The following is a 15,753-nucleotide window of genomic DNA, read 5'->3' as shown; positions in this document are numbered from 1 at the left end:
CTCGGGGGACGCGCCGGCGCTCCAACGAGCAAGCCCGGTCGGCCTGCGTCCGGGACACGAGACGGAAGGATAGCGCACGCGGTCTCCACGCAGTCATTGCGAGCGCAGCGAAGCAATCCAGAATGCCGCCGCGGAAAGATTCTGGATTGCTTCGCTTCGCTCGCAATGACGAGGAGGCCGCGGTCCTGCCCCAAGCCCTCTCGCCGCACAAGGCCTGCACCGCGACCGGAGGCAATAGTGCATCGCTCCCGGGGAGAGCAAAGGACACCGTTAAAACCATCCACGCAGGGAAGGCCGGGCGATCGGCCACCCCATCGGTCCACCTCGTCTGCATTCCTGTAGCGCATGGACCAACGGGTGCCGCCGGCGCCCGGCCTTCCCTGCGCCCTTTGGCCTCCATTGGGCGATGAACGGCGGCAAGGCTCGGGCAGAATCTGCCGCGGGAACGTGCAAGCATGCGCCTCGCCTGCGAATACATAACGCAGTCTATCCGCGTCATGGCCGGGCTTGTCCCGGCCATCCACGCCTTGCCGCGCAGCACGAAGGACGTGGATGCCCGGCACAAGCCCGGGCATGACGGCCTGTACAAATGCCGCACCGCTTTTCGCCGGCGCGTGGGACTGCTAGACTGACGCCATTATTTTGGGGAATTTTGATGCGCGCGAGGATTTTCAGTCGCGTCCCGAGGCTGGCGACGCTGGTCGCAGCCCTGCTCGTCGTCGCCACGCTACCTGCATCGGCCGAGAAGCGCATCGCGCTCGTGGTCGGCAACTCCGCCTACAAGAACATCACGCCGCTCGACAATCCATCCAAGGACGCGAGCCTGATGGCGGAGACGCTTGGCTTGCTCGGCTTCACGCTGGTCGGAGGCCGCGCCCAGCTCGATCTCGACAAGGGCGCGATGGACCTGGCGGTGCAGAGCTTTGGCCGGCAGGTGCAGGGCGCCGACGTCGCGCTGTTCTATTATGCCGGCCACGGCGTGCAGGTCTCGGGCGCCAACTATCTCGTGCCGGTCGGCGCCAATCCGACGCGCGAGGCCGACGTCGACTTCCAGATGACCGACGTCAACCTCGTGCTGCGCCAGATGCAGGGATCGGGCACGCGCCTCAACCTCGTGATCCTGGACGCCTGCCGCAACAACCCCTTCGGCTCGCGCGGCCTGCGCGCCTCCGATGGCGGTCTCGCGCAGATGCGCGCGCCCGAGGGCACGCTGATCTCCTACGCAACGCAACCCGGCAACGTCGCCCAGGACGGCAGCGACGGCCACAGCCCCTACACAAAAGCATTGGCCGCGACGGTCCGGACCGCGGGCCTCGACGTGTTCCAGACCTTCAACCAGGTCGGCCTCGCGGTGAAGCGCGCCACCTCCGGCGCGCAGCAGCCCTGGGTGTCGTCCTCGCCGATCGACGGCACCTTCTATTTCGTACCCCCGACGCAAACCGCCCCGCCGCAGGTCGCAGCGATGCAGCCCGATCCGTTGCCGGCGGATCGGCTGCGCGCCGATCCGGACCGCGTCCCGTTGCGCGATGCCGCCCTGCTGAGCGAACTAAGCGAGCGGCTCTACGAGCTCAATTTCGATCCTGACAACCCTGACGGAATGACCCGCGCGATCACAAAGCTCCAGCAGCGGATTTCCATGGCGCCGACGGGCGAAGCCACCGAAGGCCTGCTGCTGCGGATGCGCAAGATGGAGGACCTGAAGCCATGGGGCTCGATCGTCTACGGCCCCGACGGCAGCAAATGGGGCATATCCTGGAACCACGCCTCGCGGCGCGCGGCGGTGGCGGATGCGCGCGGCAATTGCGCCGGCGCCAAATGTCCGATCGAGCTGTCCTTCTATGGCAACCGTTGCGGCGCGTTCGCGATCTCCGACAAATCCTGGTCGCTGGTCCAGCGCGACAGCGTGCAGCGCGCGAAAGACGCCGCGCTTGACGAATGCGGCAAGGCTGGCAAAGCTTGCCGCATTATCGGTTCCGTCTGTGCCGACGGCTCCGGCCGCTGATACGATTTTCATTTTGGATTTTTACGCATGCGCAATGCCATCATCCCCGCGATTGCCCTCGCCTTCTTCCTGTCCGCCACCATCGCTCCACCGTCCGCCGTCGCACAATCCGGCAGCGCCGGCGGCTCGATCGGCAATGACGAGAAATCGCTGTCCGGCTCGCGATCGGACCGTTCCGCCGAGCCGGCGCCCTCGGCGCGTCGCAGCAAGCCGGCCGAGGAGCCGCGCAGCTCCTCGCGACGCGGCGGTGGAGGTGGTGGCGGCGGTGGCGGGAGTTTCGACGGCGCCTGGATGGTCGTCAGCGTCGGCTGCGGTGGAACCACGTCCGGCGCGGTCGTGGTCTCCTCAGGCAAGGTCATAGGCCAAGGCGTCACGGGTACCGTCAGCGCAACCGGCGCGGTCAGCACGTTCGGTCAAGGCGATGGCGTGACCTTCACCGGCTCCGGCCGCCTCGGTGGCCGCAGCGGGTCCGGATCATTCCGCCGCTCGGACGGCTGCGGCGGAACCTGGACTTCAAGCAAGCAATAGCGGCGAAAAAGTCTGATCCCGCGGCGGAACGAACGCCGCGCAGGCCCGATTCAAGCCACATCCTCTCCGGATTTGCGGCTCATTACCACCCAAGTCTTTGACGACAAAGGGAAGGTAACGAGTTGCGTCATGCGTAATCGGGAGACCAGGATGGGCAACCGCACCGCAAAATTCTTATCTGCCCTCGTAGGCAGCATCATTGCCGGCGCGCCACTTGCCGCCGTATCGCAGAATGCCTCGACGCCACCGAGCACGGCAAATGCCGCGAGCGACTGCCTTGGCTCGCCAAAGGGCGCCGCGCCGCAGGGCCAGCATTGGCATTATCGCCTCGAGCGCGCGACCAAGCGGCAGTGCTGGTATCTGCGCGCCGAAGGCGGCAAGGCCACTCAAACCGCCCAGGCTGCGCCGGATACGCTTGCAGCGGATTCAGCCGTGCCGCAGCAGCACTCGGTCCAGGACGCGCGCGCCGAATATCTGACGCCGCAGAGCATCGCCGCTGTGAAGACGCCTGCACAGGCGGGACCGGCGCCGACGCAACAGGCCACGAGCCCCTCCGCTGACGTCAACGCTCAGCAGCCCGCTGTCGCGGGGCGCTGGCCCGACGCCACCACGGCGTCCGCCGCGCCCACAGAGCAGCCATCGCCTGCACCTGTGGCGGCCGCTGCGCAGCCGACGACCACGAAGCCGGCGAAGTCCCCTGCTCCGATGGCTCTGGCCGCGGCCGACAGCACCGCCGACAAGCAGACCGGCTCGCTCCAGATGCTGCTGCTCGTGATCGGCGGCGCGTTGGCGCTTGCCGGCATCCTCGCCAGCGTCGTCTACCGCTTCGCCGGTGGACGCATCCGCGTCCAGGCCGCCGACCAGCGCCGCGTCAACTGGGACAATTTTGAGCCGCACGATCGCGACGATGGCCGTGCGCCCTGGCTCAACGCAGCGTCGGCCGGCGCGCCGCACGCTCGGCAGCCGCGCCCGGTGGATTTCGACGCCGTGCGTCCGCAGGCAGCCCAGCTCAAGACCGCGCAGCTCGCCGCGATCGATCGCGAGATTGATGTGATCGACAAGCGCGTCCCGCAAGCGCACCAAGATACCGCGGAGCTCGACGACGCCGATATCTTCAACGGAGAATTCCAGATTGAGGCGGCGCCGCGGCTCGCGGCCAACGAGGTCGATGACGAAGAGCTGGCCGGTCGCGATGACGATGCGGGAGTCGAGGACGCCATCGACATCGACGTGATCACGACGATGCTGGAACGGCTCGCGAAGGACGCGCCGCGGCTGACGGAATCAGCTATTTCTCAAGCTGGTTCCGTAGCGCCCGAACGAAGCCTTCAAGACCGACCTGCCGTTCGCGCTTGAGCTGCTCGGCCCGGAGGATGGACCGCACAGCTTCGAAGGCGATACCGATGTTGTCATTGACCACGATGTAATCGTAGGCGTCGAAATGGCTCATTTCGTCGCCTGCTTTTTTCATACGGCCGCGGATGACCTCATCCGAATCCTGTGCGCGCGTATGCAGCCGCTGCTCGAGGGCGGCAACCGAAGGCGGCAAAATGAATACGCTGACGACATCCTTACCCGAGCCATCGCGAAGCTGCTGTGTCCCTTGCCAGTCGATGTCGAACAACACGTCATTCCCCGACGCAAGCGCCGCCTCGACCGGAGCGCGCGGCGTACCGTAGCGATTGCCGAATACGTGCGCCCACTCCAGCAGCTCGCCTTTCTCCACCATCGTCTCGAAGCGTTTCTGATCGACGAAGAAATAATCCTTCCCGTCGACTTCGCCCGGCCGCATCGGCCGCGTTGTCGCCGAAATTGACATCTGGAGACCTGGCGTCTCTGCAATCAACATACGCGACAGCGTCGTCTTGCCCGCGCCCGACGGCGAGGACAGCACGAACATCAATCCGCGCCGCTCGACACCATCAGTTCCGTGACCGCCAATCGTCATCGATCACTCCAGATTCTGGACCTGCTCGCGGAACTGCTCGACCACGTTCTTCATGGCGAGGCCCGTATTGGTCAGCTCGATGTCGTTCGACTTCGAGCAACAGGTGTTGACCTCGCGGTGAAATTCCTGCGCCAGGAAGTCGAGCTTGCGTCCGACCGGGCCGCCCTTGCCGATCAGCTCGCGCGCCTGCGCGATGTGCGAGGCGATGCGGTCGAGCTCCTCGCGGATGTCGGCCCTGGTCGCAATCAGGATCGCTTCCTGCATCAGGCGGTCGGAATCGAAACGGTCGGAGGTGTCGAGGAGGCTCGCGATCTGCTCGGCGAGCCTCGACTTGATCGCCTCGGGCTTGCGGCCGGGCGCGGCCTCCGCCTTCTTCGCCAACTGCTCGACCTCATCCACGCGCTGGATCAGAATCTGCCCGAGCGAGGTCCCCTCACGCTTGCGCATCTCGACGAGTTCGGCGAGCGCCTTGTCGAAGGCGTCCGCGGCGGCGGCGCGCGCGGCCTTGTCCTCCTCTTCGTCGCCCTCGGGCTCGGCGACCTCAATGACACCCTTGATGGCCAAAAGCCCGTCGACGCTCGGCGCGACCGCATCGACCTTGCCGGCGATCACGGCGGCGGCCTTGAGGACGGCGTTGAGCACGTCCTCGTTGACGCGGACGCTGGTGGCCGCATTGGCGCGCTTGACAGTCAGATTGGCGTAGACGGTGCCTCGCGAGAGCAGCTCGGCGGCGCGCTTCTTGGCATGAGCCTCGAGTTCGTCGAACCCCTGCGGCAGCCGCACCCGCAAGTCAAAGCCCTTGGCGTTGACCGACTTCAATTCCCATTCGAACGTATACGGCCCGCTCGCGCCGTGGCTTCGGGCAAAGCCGGTCATGGACGACAACGCCATCAGGTCAATTTCTCCAGAAGCACGGGATTCGCGCGGCCATCAAGCCACGCGAATCTTAAGACTATTTTGCAGGAAAGTGTAATCCGCAAAGTCCCGCGGGGCAGGTCTGCGCGCAGGCCTAGCGCTGCACCACCGGGGGCGAGGCCTGCACCGCGCCTTGGCGGGCCGGCGGCGGACCCGCGGGGCGAGCGGCCGGCGGCTTTTTCTGCTGGTTGGGGCGCGCCGGCGTGGTCGCCGTCGGCGTATCGGCGGCACCGGGCGCGGCGGCGGCCGGCGCCTGCGCGTCCTCGGCCGGCTCGACCGTGTCGTTCTGGATCTGCTTTTCCATCGCGCGCAGCTTGGCGACGTTCTTCTGGTGCGCGTCGTAGGTCTCGGTGAAGGAATGCCCGCCGGTGCCGTCCGCGACGAAATAGAGGTCACGGGTGCGGGCCGGGTTGGCGGCGGCCTCGAGCGAGGCGCGGCCGGGATTTGAGATCGGGCCCGGCGGCAGACCCTCGATGACGTAGGTGTTGTAGGGCGAGGGCTGCGTGATCTCGCTGCGCTTGATCGGACGGCCGAGCGTGCCCTTGCCGCCGACGAGGCCATAGATGATCGTGGGATCGGACTGCAGCTTGATCCTCTGCTTCAGGCGATTGACGAACACCGCGGCGACGCGGCTGCGCTCGTCCGGCTTGCCGGTCTCCTTCTCCACGATCGAGGCCAGCGTCACCAGTTGCTCCGGACTCTTGACCGGAATGTCCTGATTGCGGCGCTCCCAGATCTCGGTCAGCACGCGCTTGTGCGCCTGCTGCATGCGCTGGATCACCTGATCGCGCGGGGTGCCGCGCGGGAACTTGTAGGTCTCGGGCAGCAGCGTGCCTTCGCGCGGCAGCTCACGCACGCTGCCGGTGAAGATGTCGTTGTCGGACAGGCGCGCCACGATCTGCTCGGAGGTCAGGCCCTCCGGAATCGTCACGGCATGCTGCACCACCTTGCCCTCGACGATGGTGGCAATGACGTCGCGCAAGGACGCGTTCTTCTGGAACGAGTATTCACCGGGCTTGAGGTCCGAACTCGCCTTCAACGCAGCGACGCTGGCAATGAACGCCCACGGATTGACGTCGGTCACGCCTTCCCGGTTCAGCGTCTCGGCGATGTCTCGCTTGCCGGCGCGCTGCGGGATGTTGACGATCTTGTCTTCCTTCAGCGGTCCCGGCGCCTCGAGCACCTGTCGGCCGTAATAGTACACGCCGCCCGCACCGATCATCGCAATCAGCAGGAGGGTGATGATGGCGTTGCCGACAATCACGAAGGGATTGCGCGCGCGGTCCGATCGCTTCGGCGGCGGCGGGACCTGCTCGGGCTCGAGCGCTGCCCGCGGACTCCGGGGCGAAATGGGCGGCCTTTCACTCATCGAAGCAACCTGAATCCTGCCGGTTCAAATGCGACCCGACAATCGCTTGTCTGGCCAAGTACACGCGCCCACTTGTATGACTATCGCCGAATACGGCAAAACGGTGGATTCGTCGCAAACACAAACTATTGGACCGGACGCCGGAAGATCACCGACGCGTTGGTACCGCCAAAACCGAAAGAATTCGACAACGCGACGTTGACCTCGCGCTGCTTCGCCTTGTGCGGCACGAGATCGATCGCAGTCTCGACCGACGGATTGTCCAGGTTGATGGTCGGCGGCACGACATTATCGCGAATCGCGAGAATGGCGAAGATCGCCTCGATCGCGCCGGCCGCACCCAGGAGATGACCGGTCGACGACTTGGTCGAGGACATCGCGACCTTGGAAGCGGCATTGCCGAGCAGACGTTCGACTGCACCGAGCTCGATCTCGTCCCCGAGCGGCGTCGAGGTGCCATGCGCGTTGATGTAGTCGAGATCGGACGCGGTAAGGCCGGCTCGCTTGAGCGCCGCCGCCATGCTGCGGAAGCCGCCGTCGCCGTCGGGTGACGGCGAGGTGATGTGGTAGGCATCGCCCGAGAGACCGTAGCCGATCACTTCGGCATAGATCTTGGCGCCGCGGCGTTTGGCGTGTTCGAGCTCTTCCAGGACCAGAACGCCGGCGCCCTCGCCCATCACGAAGCCGTCGCGGTCCTTGTCGTAGGGGCGCGAGGCCTTCTCGGGCGTTTCGTTGAAGGCTGTCGAGAGCGCACGCGCGGCGTTGAAGCCGGCAATGCCGATGCGGCCGATCGGCGATTCCGCGCCGCCCGCAACCATGACGTCGGCATCGCCGAGCGCGATCAGGCGGGCGGCATCGCCGACCGCGTGAGCGCCGGTCGAGCAGGCCGTGACCACAGAATGGTTCGGCCCCTTCAGCCCATGCTTGATCGAGACATAGCCGGAGGCGAGATTGATCAGGCGGCCCGGAATGAAGAACGGCGAGACCCGGCGCGGCCCGCGTTCCTTCAGCAGGATCGCAGTTTCTGCAATGCCGTTGAGGCCACCGATGCCGGACCCAATCATGGTGCCGGTGGCGCATTTGTCCTCTTCGGTCTCGGGATGCCAGTTGGCATCGTCGAGCGCCTGGCCGGCTGCGGCCATGCCGAAGATGATGAAGTCGTCGACCTTGCGCTGGTCCTTCGGCTCCATCCAGATATCGGGATTGAAAGTGTCGTTGGTGCCGTCGCCGCGCACGACCGTGCAGCCGATCTTGGTCTGAAGATCGGAGACATCGAAGCTCTCGATTTTGCGTGCGCCACTTTGGCCGTCGAGGATGCGTTTCCAGGTCGGCTCGACACCGCAGCCGAGTGGCGAAACCATGCCAAGACCCGTGACGACAACCCGCCTCATATCCGAAAACTCCGCATCGAAACATTCACGGCCAATAACAAGAAACCGGCTGACCGCTGTTGGGCGGTCCGTCCGGTTTCAATGTTGTCCCCGCGAAAATGAAGAGCCTTAGCTCTTCGCGTTCTTCTCGAGAAACTTGGTGGCGTCGCCGACGGTGAGAATCGTTTCCGCGGCATCGTCCGGAATCTCGCAACCGAATTCCTCTTCGAACGCCATCACCAGCTCGACGGTGTCCAGACTGTCGGCGCCGAGGTCGTCGATGAAGCTCGCAGCATCGACAACCTTCTCGGGTTCAACACCAAGGTGTTCGACCACGATCTTCTTAACCCGCTCGCCAATCTCACTCATTGCATAACCTCGTGTTGTTCCCTGTAGACCCGACCCCCGGGACGATACGAGCCGTCGTGGTCGTTGACTGCCTTCGCTTACGAACTTTGATTTGGCCCCATCCTAACCGATGCAGGCCCGGCGAATGACGGCCAAGGCTCCGCATCGCCAATATACAGGGTTTCAAAAACCTGCAATGGCGTTCTTTGCCCATCCGTTGAAGGTCCGGTTATCATACTTCAATTGCGTTGACTACAAGCCTCATTTCGCTCCGGAAACGGCCGTTTGCCGCATTCCGCGCCGCCAGGGGGCGGTGCGGCATGGAGCGTCAGATCATGGCCATGCCGCCGTTGACGTGGATGGTTTGGCCGGTGACATAGGCCGCTTCGTTCGAACTCAGGTAGACGGCGGCCGCCGCGATGTCCTCGGGCGTGCCCAGGCGATTGGCCGGAACCTTGGTCAGAATCGTTTCGCGCTGCTTGTCGTTGAGCGCATCGGTCATCGGCGTCTTGATGAAGCCGGGAGCGATACAATTCGCGGTGACGCCGCGCTTGGCGTATTCGGCACCCAACGTCTTGATCATCCCGATCAGGCCCGCCTTCGACGCGGTATAATTGCCCTGCCCCGGGTTGCCGGTGACGCCGACCACCGAGGTGATGGCGATGATGCGGCCGAAGCGCTTGCGCATCATCAATTTGGTGGCCGCTCGGGCAAGCCGGAAGGTCGAAGTCAAATTGATGTTGATGACCTCCTCCCAGTCCTCGTCACGGAGCTGCACGAAGAGATTGTCGCGCGTGATGCCGGCATTGGCGACGAGGATGTCGACCTGTCCCATCGCCGCCTCCGCAGCGGGCACCAGCGCCTCGACCTCGTCGGCTTTGGAGAGATTGCAGGGCAGCACATGGGTGCGCTCGCCGAGCTTGCCGGCAAGCTCATCCAGCACTTCCTTGCGCGTCCCCGATATCGCGACGGTGGCGCCCTGCGCGTGCAGCGCCTGCGCGATCGCGCCGCCGATGCCGCCGGTTGCACCGGTGACGAGCGCCTTTTTGCCAGTCAGATCGAACATCGATAACTCCTCCAAAGCACGATCCGGAAAAATGCGCAGCGGTTCTCCGAAAGGATCGTGCGTCAACTAAAGAACTCGATCGCGACGACGAATCATCGCGCCTCAGGCCTGCTTCGCAGCGGCCAATGCATCCTTGGCGGCAGCAATGTCGTTGGGACCACCGACAGCAACGCCAATGGCACCGTCCGCAATACGCTTGACGAGACCGGTCAGCACCTTGCCGGCACCGATCTCGAAGAAACGGGTGACGCCCTGCCCCGCCATATAGGCCACCGACTCGCGCCAGCGCACAGTGCCCGTGACCTGCTCGACCAGGCGGCGGCGGATCTCGTCAGGATCGGTGATCGCGCTCGCCAGGACGTTCGACACCAGCGGGGCCGCCGGGGCCTTGATCGTGACCTTGGCCAGCGCCTCCGCCATCGCGTCGGCAGCCGGCTGCATCAGCTTGCAATGGAACGGTGCGGACACCGGCAGCAACATTGCGCGCTTGGCGCCCTTGGTTTTGGCGATCTCGACGGCGCGATCGACCGCGGCCTTGTCGCCGGAGACGACCACTTGCCCGCCCCCATTGTCATTGGCTGCCTGGCAGACCTGCCCCTGCGCGGCCTCGTCCGCCACCGCCACGGCTGCCTCGTAGTCCAGGCCGAGCAGAGCGGCCATCGCACCGACGCCGACCGGCACGGCTTTTTGCATTGCGAGACCGCGGATGCGAAGCAGCCGCGCGGTGTCGGAAATCGTCAGGCTGCCGGCCGCGGCCAGCGCCGAATATTCACCGAGCGAGTGGCCGGCGACGAAGGCGGCATCCCGCTCCACGGAAAACCCGGCTTCGGCCTCCAGCACGCGCAGGGTGGCGACAGACACCGCCATCAGGGCCGGCTGAGCGTTTTGAGTGAGCTGGAGGGTTTCGGCCGGACCATCCCAGATGGTCGCCGTCAGCTTCTCCCCCAGCGCGGCATCGACCTCGTCGAACACGGCGCGCGCCACCGGAAAGGCATCCGCCAGCGCCTTGCCCATGCCGACCGCCTGGGAACCCTGCCCCGGAAATGTGAATGCTGCCGTCATCGGCGCTCCCTGCTTGTCGGGCGTGATCTCTGCGAGAACCGGCAGCCGATTACGCACGGCCGCAGGCCATGGTTCCGGATCATGCTCCAAAGGGGGCCGTAGACACTGTCCGGGGCTGGCATGTCAAGCCAAGATAGGAACTTCGATCGCCCTTCAACTGATGAGGCGGGTCCCTAAAATCCGCCGGCCGTCTGGTTGGCGTCGACCTCTGACCCCGCCTGCGCGCGGCGCGCGCTGTTGACCAGTTGCCCCGGGCGATCATCGCGGTTCGGCTTCGCGGTCGCAAGCCGCAGCACGGCCGCGTAACTCGGCTGCACCTCCATGCGGCCCGCATGCCGGCTCTGGCTCAGCAGGCGATGCACCTTCGGCAGATTATAGCAGGGCACATAGAACAAGAGATGATGTTCGAGGTGGTAGTTCACGTAATACGGCGCGATGAACAGACGCTCGAAGAAATTGGCGTAGGTGGTGCGGGTATTGCGCAAGGGATCGCTGCTGTCGGGCACGACTGCGTGCTCGGCGATGTTGCGGATACGGGTGATCACCATCATCCAGGTCAGGAGCGGCACCAGCCATAGCAGCGGATAGGCCCACCACACGCCGGCCGCCGTGAGCGCTGCGAACATCGCGCCATTGACCAGACATTGCGGGCCGAGCTGCTCCCAAAAATGCGCCGCGCGCTGCCGCAACGGCCAGTCCTTCGGCCCCAGCGCATTGAGCAACTGCGCCTTGCGCTGCTGGTAGCCGGTCTGCCCGGTCATGTCGCGAATGAACTTGCGGCGATAGCTCAGCTTCGTGATCGGAAATGGCGCCGACAGCACGAGATCGGGATCGTCCTCCTGCTGCGTGCGCGCATGATGCTGAAGGTGATAGCGCCGATAGCTGCGCGTCTCCGCAAACAGAGGATAGGCGCAGAACCACTGGCTCATGGTCAGATTGGTTTTCTCGTCGGCGGACAGGCAGCCATGCGCGCCGTCATGCATGAGGATCGCGAGCCCGAGCTGGCGCGAGCCGATGATGGCGACGGCGAAGAGATAAGTGATCGGATTGGGCCACCACGCGACCAAGGCGATTGCCGCGATGATGAGCGCCCAGGCGTGCGCGATCAGCGCGACGCCTTTCCAGGTCACGCGCTGGCGCACGTCGGCAAGTTGGTCGTCGGTCAGGAAATCGCGGGCACGCATGCGAAGCGCAGTCATGGCCTAACTCTCCTCATTCGAATTGCTCGATGCGTCGCGCGCGTCGACAAGGCGCAGGCGCGTCGTGTCACTATTGAATTTCGCCTGTTCACCCAGTACGCGCAGCATCTCGGCGCACAGCGCCTCGGGCGAACGGCCCATCGCGTAGCCCTCGAGGATGACGCCGATGGCGACGGCCCAGAACCGCCGCGAACTCTCATCGGGCGCGCGCAGGGAGCGCCAGCCGTGCCGCGCGACCTGGCTCGCATAGGCTCGCGCACCCTCACTGTGCAGGCGCTCGATGGTGCGCTCGACCAGCGGGGCGAGATCCTGGCGCCGCCGCGTCAGCGTCAGCGCCTCGGCGAAGAAGGTCACCGAATCGCTCGCCGTGACGGTCTCGGCCAGCGCGTGGGTATAGTCCCGCGGCGTGCGCGCCTTCAGCGCCGCCTGCTCGGTCGCTCGCGCCAGGTACAGCAGCTCGCGGCAGGCGCATTCGACGAACAGCGCCTCCTTGGTGCGGAAGTAATAGGTGATCTGGCTCGGGAACGCGTTCGCAGCGGCTGCGATGTCGGTGATCGCCGTGCCCGACAGCCCCCGCTCCCGAAACAGCGGGCTCGCGGCATCCAGCAGCAGCGAGCGCATTTTGCGGCCGGCCGACCGCGTGGCGCGGGTGGCGTGTTTGGGGTCGCCTGCCGCCTCGAGCGGCTCCTGGGCCGACTTTTCTGCCATTGGGGTTCGCTCCCGTCAGATCTGTTTGTATGATATACAAACAAACAAATCAAGCCGGTACGGTGGTGCGCGGTGGATCCAGCCGCCCGCATCGAGACCATCCGCGCCAAAACGCCGCCTGCAACCTTGCCAGAAACCTTGCCAAGTCAGCCGAAATCCGTATAACGCGCCCATCCGCAGACCCCGGCCGGGAGCTGAACGGACGGTCTCAGCAAATCATTCGTGATTTTGGTGTGGCAGGGCCAGTCGGCCCGTCGTCCCGTGTTTCCGCCTTCTGAGCTTAATCCCAGAGTCCTTTCCGAAGGCCTCTTAAGGGCTTGACGCCGGGCGATGCGCCAACATGAGGAAAGGACTTCCATGGCTCTCTATGAGCATGTTTTTCTCGCGCGCCAAGACGCGAGCACGCAGCAGGTCGAAGAGCTGACTGCGCAAATGACCGGCATCGTCGAAGGTCTCGGCGGCAAGGTCACCAAGACCGAGAATTGGGGCGTACGCTCCCTCACCTACCGCATGAACAAGAACCGCAAGGCGCATTTCGTGCTGCTCAACATCGATGCACCGTCCGCGGCGATCGCCGAGATCGAGCGCCAGGAGCGCATCAGCGAAGACGTGATCCGCTATCTCAGCGTCCGCGTCGAGGAGCTCGAGGAAGGCCCGTCCGCGATGATGCGCAAGGCCGACCGTGACCGCGAGCGTGACGACCGTGGCGGCGGATTCCGTGGCGATCGCGAAGGCGGTGGCTTCCGTGGCGACCGCGAGGGTGGTTTCCGTGGTGGCGATCGTGAAGGTGGCGGCTTCCGCGGTGACCGCGGTCCGCGCCGTCCGCGCGAAGACGCTGAAACCACCACGACCACCACCACCACGACGGATGGGGAGTAAGAACAATGGCTGAAGCTGGTGCACGCCGCCCGTTTTTCCGTCGCCGCAAGAGCTGCCCGTTCACGGGCGCGAATGCTCCGAAGATCGACTACAAGGACTCCAAGCTGCTGATGCGTTACGTCTCCGAGCGCGGCAAGATCGTGCCGAGCCGCATCACCGCGGTGTCCGCGAAGAAGCAGCGTGAGCTTGCCCGCGCCATCAAGCGCGCGCGGTTCTTGGGCCTGCTGCCCTACGTCATTCGCTAAGACGAATTCGGCCGGCGGCGACATCGCCGCCGGCCGAGCTACCTAGTTTCTCATAAGGCTTCCGGGTCGTCCGGTCGCCGATGGTTGGGGCGAGATGCCTCTAACCGCTCGAAGGGAGCGGGACAGCTGATGATGGCCTTTGGACTGATAGCCCTGATCGCCGGCGCTGCGTCGGCCCTGATGTTCGCCTCGATCGCTTCGGGCGCGCTGATCTCGCTCGTCCTGTTCTATCTCGCACCGCTGCCGCTGATGGTCGCTTCGATCGGCTGGGGACCGCTTTGCGCGAGCCTCGGCGGCATCGCCGCCGCGGTTGGCCTCGGCGCGCTGTTCGGCCTGCCCTACTGCATTGCCTTCGCCGTCACCGTCGCATTGCCGGCCTGGTGGCTCGGCCATCTCGTCCTGCTCAGCCGGCAGGTCGGACCCGCCGCGCCGAAGCCCGCCGCCGAGCCGCCCACTGAGCCAGTGCTCGAGTGGTATCCGGTCGGCCGCATCCTGCTGTGGATCGCGGGCTTCGCCACACTGACCACGCTCGCCGCCCTGCTCACGCTCGGCACCGACGCCGAGACCATCACCGGCACGCTACGCCGTGGCCTGATGCGCCTCCTCCGCGCCGCCGACCCGCAGACCTCCGGCGAGACCGACCAATTCGTCGACGCACTGGTGCGGATCGTGCCGGCCGCCGCCACCATCGTCGCGATGATGACGCTGACCCTCAACCTCTGGCTCAGCACCAAGGTGACGGCGACGTCGGGCCGGCTGCGACGCCCCTGGCCGGACCTGATGACGGCGGAGCTGCCGCCGATGACGCTCGTGGCGCTCTGCATCGCGCTCGCCTTCTGCTTCACCGGCGGGCTGCTTGCGATCGTGGCGCAGATCGCGGCGGCGGCGCTGATGATGGGATATGCGCTGACCGGCTTTGCCGTGCTGCACACGCTGACGCTGGCGCTGAAGAGCCGCACCTTCTGGCTCGGCTCTACCTACGCCGTCGTGGTCGTGTTCGGATGGCCCGTCATGGCGATGGTGATCCTCGGCCTCGCGGATGCCGTGTTCGGCCTCCGCGAACGCTTCCTTCGTACGCGCCAGCCACCGCCGCTGCCGACCTCTTGAGTTCAAATCCGAAAGTTCAAGTTCGAAATTCCAACTCACTCAACACATCAAAGGAGAACGAATATGGAAGTCATTTTGCTGGAACGCGTCAACAAGCTCGGTCACATGGGCGAAGTCGTGAAGGTTCGCGACGGCTATGCCCGCAATTTCCTGCTCAAGCGCGGCAAGGCGCTGCGCGCCACCGCCGACAACCGTGCCAAGTACGACGGCATGAAGGCCGAGCTCGAGGCTCGCAACCTTGAGTCCAAGGGCGAGGCGTCCAAGATCGCCGAGAAGATCCAGGGCAAGAACATCATCGTGATCCGTCAGGCTTCGGAAGCCGGCCAGCTGTTCGGCTCGGTCAACGTGCGCGACATCGTCGTGGCGTTCGAAGCCGACGGTGTTTCACTGTCCCGCCCGCAGGTTCAGCTCGACGCGCCGATCAAGACCATCGGCAAGCACACCATCACGGTCGCCATCCACCCCGAGGTCGAGATCGAGATCAGTGTCACCGTGGCGCGCAGCCAGGACGAGGCCGAGCGCATCAACCGCGGCGAGGACATCTCGAGCCGGAACGAAGACCGGGATGCTGCGGCCGAAGCGATCGCAGCTGCCGGCGAGTTCTTCGACCCGGAAGCCCAGCAGGACGACGCCGAGCCGGCGCCGGCTGCGGAAGAGACCGAGAAGTAAGCCTCGCATTCGCGCAAGGCTTTCGAAGCCCGGTCGCCTCAGGCGGCCGGGCTTTTCGTTTTGGCGCCAACGTCCTCGCTCAGCATCGCGATCGACGCGAGCGCGGTTGCCGGTTGCTTCTCGATGCCGTCGGTGACGCAGAAAGCGTCGGCTGCGACCACGGAGACCTGACGCCCCGGCTTGATCACCCTCGCCCGGCAGATCAGTTTCTTGCCAGCCGCGGGCGACAACAGATTGAGCTTGTATTCGGCCGTCAACGCCGGCTGGCCGCGCGAGATCGCGGCTGCGATCGATCGTGTTGCGGTCAAGACGACGAAGGCCGCGCGAGCGCGCGGCCT

16 protein-coding genes and 1 pseudogene are annotated in these 15,753 nt (G+C 65.3%); 7 read left to right on the top strand and 10 right to left on the bottom strand.

Features of this window, described 5'->3' with window-relative positions:
• Positions 1-655 precede the first annotated feature (655 nt).
• The 3 genes from IVB45_RS15935 (at position 656) to IVB45_RS15925 (ending at position 3,886) form a co-directional block, all read left to right on the top strand.
• The gene (locus IVB45_RS15935) at positions 656-2,002 is read left to right on the top strand and encodes a caspase family protein (protein ID WP_247360595.1); all 1,347 of its coding nucleotides are present in this window, start codon (positions 656-658) and stop codon (positions 2,000-2,002) included.
• 27 nt (positions 2,003-2,029) lie between these two features.
• A complete protein-coding gene (locus IVB45_RS15930; protein ID WP_247360593.1) occupies positions 2,030-2,530 on the top strand; it encodes a hypothetical protein in 501 nt (166 codons plus the stop codon).
• A 150-nt stretch (positions 2,531-2,680) separates the two neighbouring features.
• The gene (locus tag IVB45_RS15925; protein WP_247360700.1) at positions 2,681-3,886 is read left to right on the top strand and encodes a hypothetical protein; all 1,206 of its coding nucleotides are present in this window, start codon (positions 2,681-2,683) and stop codon (positions 3,884-3,886) included.
• Here the strand turns inward: IVB45_RS15925 and gmk are convergent.
• The 9 genes from gmk to IVB45_RS15880 form a co-directional block, all read right to left on the bottom strand.
• Entirely contained in the window at positions 3,819-4,478 is a 660-nt protein-coding gene (gene gmk / locus IVB45_RS15920) for a guanylate kinase (RefSeq protein WP_247360591.1), read from the bottom strand. The genes IVB45_RS15925 and gmk overlap by 68 nt on opposite strands.
• 3 nt (positions 4,479-4,481) lie before the next feature.
• Positions 4,482-5,369: a YicC/YloC family endoribonuclease gene (locus tag IVB45_RS15915; protein WP_027569668.1), complete on the bottom strand. Its 888-nt coding sequence runs from the start codon at positions 5,367-5,369 to the stop codon at positions 4,482-4,484.
• Between the two features lie 118 nt (positions 5,370-5,487).
• The gene (gene mltG, locus IVB45_RS15910; protein ID WP_027517521.1) at positions 5,488-6,762 is read right to left on the bottom strand and encodes an endolytic transglycosylase MltG; all 1,275 of its coding nucleotides are present in this window, start codon (positions 6,760-6,762) and stop codon (positions 5,488-5,490) included.
• A 125-nt stretch (positions 6,763-6,887) separates the two neighbouring features.
• The gene (gene fabF / locus IVB45_RS15905; protein ID WP_247360590.1) at positions 6,888-8,153 is read right to left on the bottom strand and encodes a beta-ketoacyl-ACP synthase II; all 1,266 of its coding nucleotides are present in this window, start codon (positions 8,151-8,153) and stop codon (positions 6,888-6,890) included.
• Between the two features lie 108 nt (positions 8,154-8,261).
• Positions 8,262-8,501 (bottom strand): acyl carrier protein, encoded by a 240-nt coding sequence (locus tag IVB45_RS15900; protein ID WP_006020277.1) that lies wholly within the window; start codon positions 8,499-8,501, stop codon positions 8,262-8,264.
• 307 nt (positions 8,502-8,808) lie between these two features.
• Positions 8,809-9,546: a 3-oxoacyl-[acyl-carrier-protein] reductase gene (gene fabG / locus IVB45_RS15895; RefSeq protein ID WP_007592006.1), complete on the bottom strand. Its 738-nt coding sequence runs from the start codon at positions 9,544-9,546 to the stop codon at positions 8,809-8,811.
• A gap of 102 nt (positions 9,547-9,648) precedes the next feature.
• On the bottom strand, positions 9,649-10,608 hold the full coding sequence (gene fabD / locus IVB45_RS15890; protein ID WP_247360589.1) for an ACP S-malonyltransferase: 960 nt from the start codon (positions 10,606-10,608) through the stop codon (positions 9,649-9,651).
• 173 nt (positions 10,609-10,781) lie between these two features.
• Positions 10,782-11,807 carry a fatty acid desaturase family protein gene (locus IVB45_RS15885; protein ID WP_247360588.1) on the bottom strand — a complete coding sequence of 342 codons (1,026 nt, stop codon included), beginning with the start codon at positions 11,805-11,807 and terminating at the stop codon, positions 10,782-10,784.
• Positions 11,808-11,810: 3 nt separating this feature from the next.
• A complete protein-coding gene (locus IVB45_RS15880; RefSeq protein WP_247360587.1) occupies positions 11,811-12,515 on the bottom strand; it encodes a TetR/AcrR family transcriptional regulator C-terminal domain-containing protein in 705 nt (234 codons plus the stop codon).
• A 357-nt stretch (positions 12,516-12,872) separates the two neighbouring features.
• Here IVB45_RS15880 and rpsF point away from each other — a divergent pair, with 357 nt between their 5' ends.
• From rpsF to rplI, 4 genes are all read left to right on the top strand, one after another.
• Positions 12,873-13,394 carry a 30S ribosomal protein S6 gene (gene rpsF, locus IVB45_RS15875; protein WP_027569662.1) on the top strand — a complete coding sequence of 174 codons (522 nt, stop codon included), beginning with the start codon at positions 12,873-12,875 and terminating at the stop codon, positions 13,392-13,394.
• A 5-nt stretch (positions 13,395-13,399) separates the two neighbouring features.
• Positions 13,400-13,639, top strand: a complete 240-nt coding sequence (rpsR, locus tag IVB45_RS15870; protein ID WP_007592020.1) for a 30S ribosomal protein S18 — start codon at positions 13,400-13,402, stop codon at positions 13,637-13,639.
• Positions 13,640-13,768: 129 nt separating this feature from the next.
• Positions 13,769-14,746, top strand: a complete 978-nt coding sequence (locus IVB45_RS15865) for a DUF2232 domain-containing protein (protein WP_247360586.1) — start codon at positions 13,769-13,771, stop codon at positions 14,744-14,746.
• Positions 14,747-14,809: 63 nt separating this feature from the next.
• Complete coding sequence (rplI, locus tag IVB45_RS15860; RefSeq protein WP_027569660.1) at positions 14,810-15,415, top strand: 50S ribosomal protein L9; 606 nt, start codon at positions 14,810-14,812, stop codon at positions 15,413-15,415.
• Positions 15,416-15,453: 38 nt separating this feature from the next.
• Here rplI and IVB45_RS15855 read toward each other — a convergent pair.
• Positions 15,454-15,735, bottom strand: a pseudogene (locus tag IVB45_RS15855) (PaaI family thioesterase); the annotation flags it as partial.
• Positions 15,736-15,753: the final 18 nt, after the last annotated feature.

This window comes from Bradyrhizobium sp. 4 (genome assembly GCF_023100905.1).
Classification (GTDB): Bacteria; Pseudomonadota; Alphaproteobacteria; order Rhizobiales; family Xanthobacteraceae; genus Bradyrhizobium.
The sequence above is the reverse complement of the archived record's forward strand: the minus strand, read 5'-3'. Positions and strand labels throughout refer to the sequence as shown.

What these genes read in the sequence shown, in the direction of transcription:
- gmk (WP_247360591.1), bottom strand. Translation starts at nt 4,478, where the DNA reads ATGACGATTGGCGGTCACGGAACTGATGGTGTCGAGCGGCGCGGATTG.
- fabG (WP_007592006.1), bottom strand. Translation starts at nt 9,546, where the DNA reads ATGTTCGATCTGACTGGCAAAAAGGCGCTCGTCACCGGTGCAACCGGC.
- IVB45_RS15925 (WP_247360700.1), top strand. Translation starts at nt 2,681, where the DNA reads ATGGGCAACCGCACCGCAAAATTCTTATCTGCCCTCGTAGGCAGCATC.
- fabF (WP_247360590.1), bottom strand. Translation starts at nt 8,153, where the DNA reads ATGAGGCGGGTTGTCGTCACGGGTCTTGGCATGGTTTCGCCACTCGGC.
- mltG (WP_027517521.1), bottom strand. Translation starts at nt 6,762, where the DNA reads ATGAGTGAAAGGCCGCCCATTTCGCCCCGGAGTCCGCGGGCAGCGCTC.
- rpsF (WP_027569662.1), top strand. Translation starts at nt 12,873, where the DNA reads ATGGCTCTCTATGAGCATGTTTTTCTCGCGCGCCAAGACGCGAGCACG.
- IVB45_RS15865 (WP_247360586.1), top strand. Translation starts at nt 13,769, where the DNA reads ATGATGGCCTTTGGACTGATAGCCCTGATCGCCGGCGCTGCGTCGGCC.
- rplI (WP_027569660.1), top strand. Translation starts at nt 14,810, where the DNA reads ATGGAAGTCATTTTGCTGGAACGCGTCAACAAGCTCGGTCACATGGGC.
- IVB45_RS15930 (WP_247360593.1), top strand. Translation starts at nt 2,030, where the DNA reads ATGCGCAATGCCATCATCCCCGCGATTGCCCTCGCCTTCTTCCTGTCC.
- rpsR (WP_007592020.1), top strand. Translation starts at nt 13,400, where the DNA reads ATGGCTGAAGCTGGTGCACGCCGCCCGTTTTTCCGTCGCCGCAAGAGC.
- IVB45_RS15900 (WP_006020277.1), bottom strand. Translation starts at nt 8,501, where the DNA reads ATGAGTGAGATTGGCGAGCGGGTTAAGAAGATCGTGGTCGAACACCTT.
- IVB45_RS15880 (WP_247360587.1), bottom strand. Translation starts at nt 12,515, where the DNA reads ATGGCAGAAAAGTCGGCCCAGGAGCCGCTCGAGGCGGCAGGCGACCCC.
- IVB45_RS15935 (WP_247360595.1), top strand. Translation starts at nt 656, where the DNA reads ATGCGCGCGAGGATTTTCAGTCGCGTCCCGAGGCTGGCGACGCTGGTC.
- IVB45_RS15915 (WP_027569668.1), bottom strand. Translation starts at nt 5,369, where the DNA reads ATGGCGTTGTCGTCCATGACCGGCTTTGCCCGAAGCCACGGCGCGAGC.
- IVB45_RS15885 (WP_247360588.1), bottom strand. Translation starts at nt 11,807, where the DNA reads ATGACTGCGCTTCGCATGCGTGCCCGCGATTTCCTGACCGACGACCAA.
- fabD (WP_247360589.1), bottom strand. Translation starts at nt 10,608, where the DNA reads ATGACGGCAGCATTCACATTTCCGGGGCAGGGTTCCCAGGCGGTCGGC.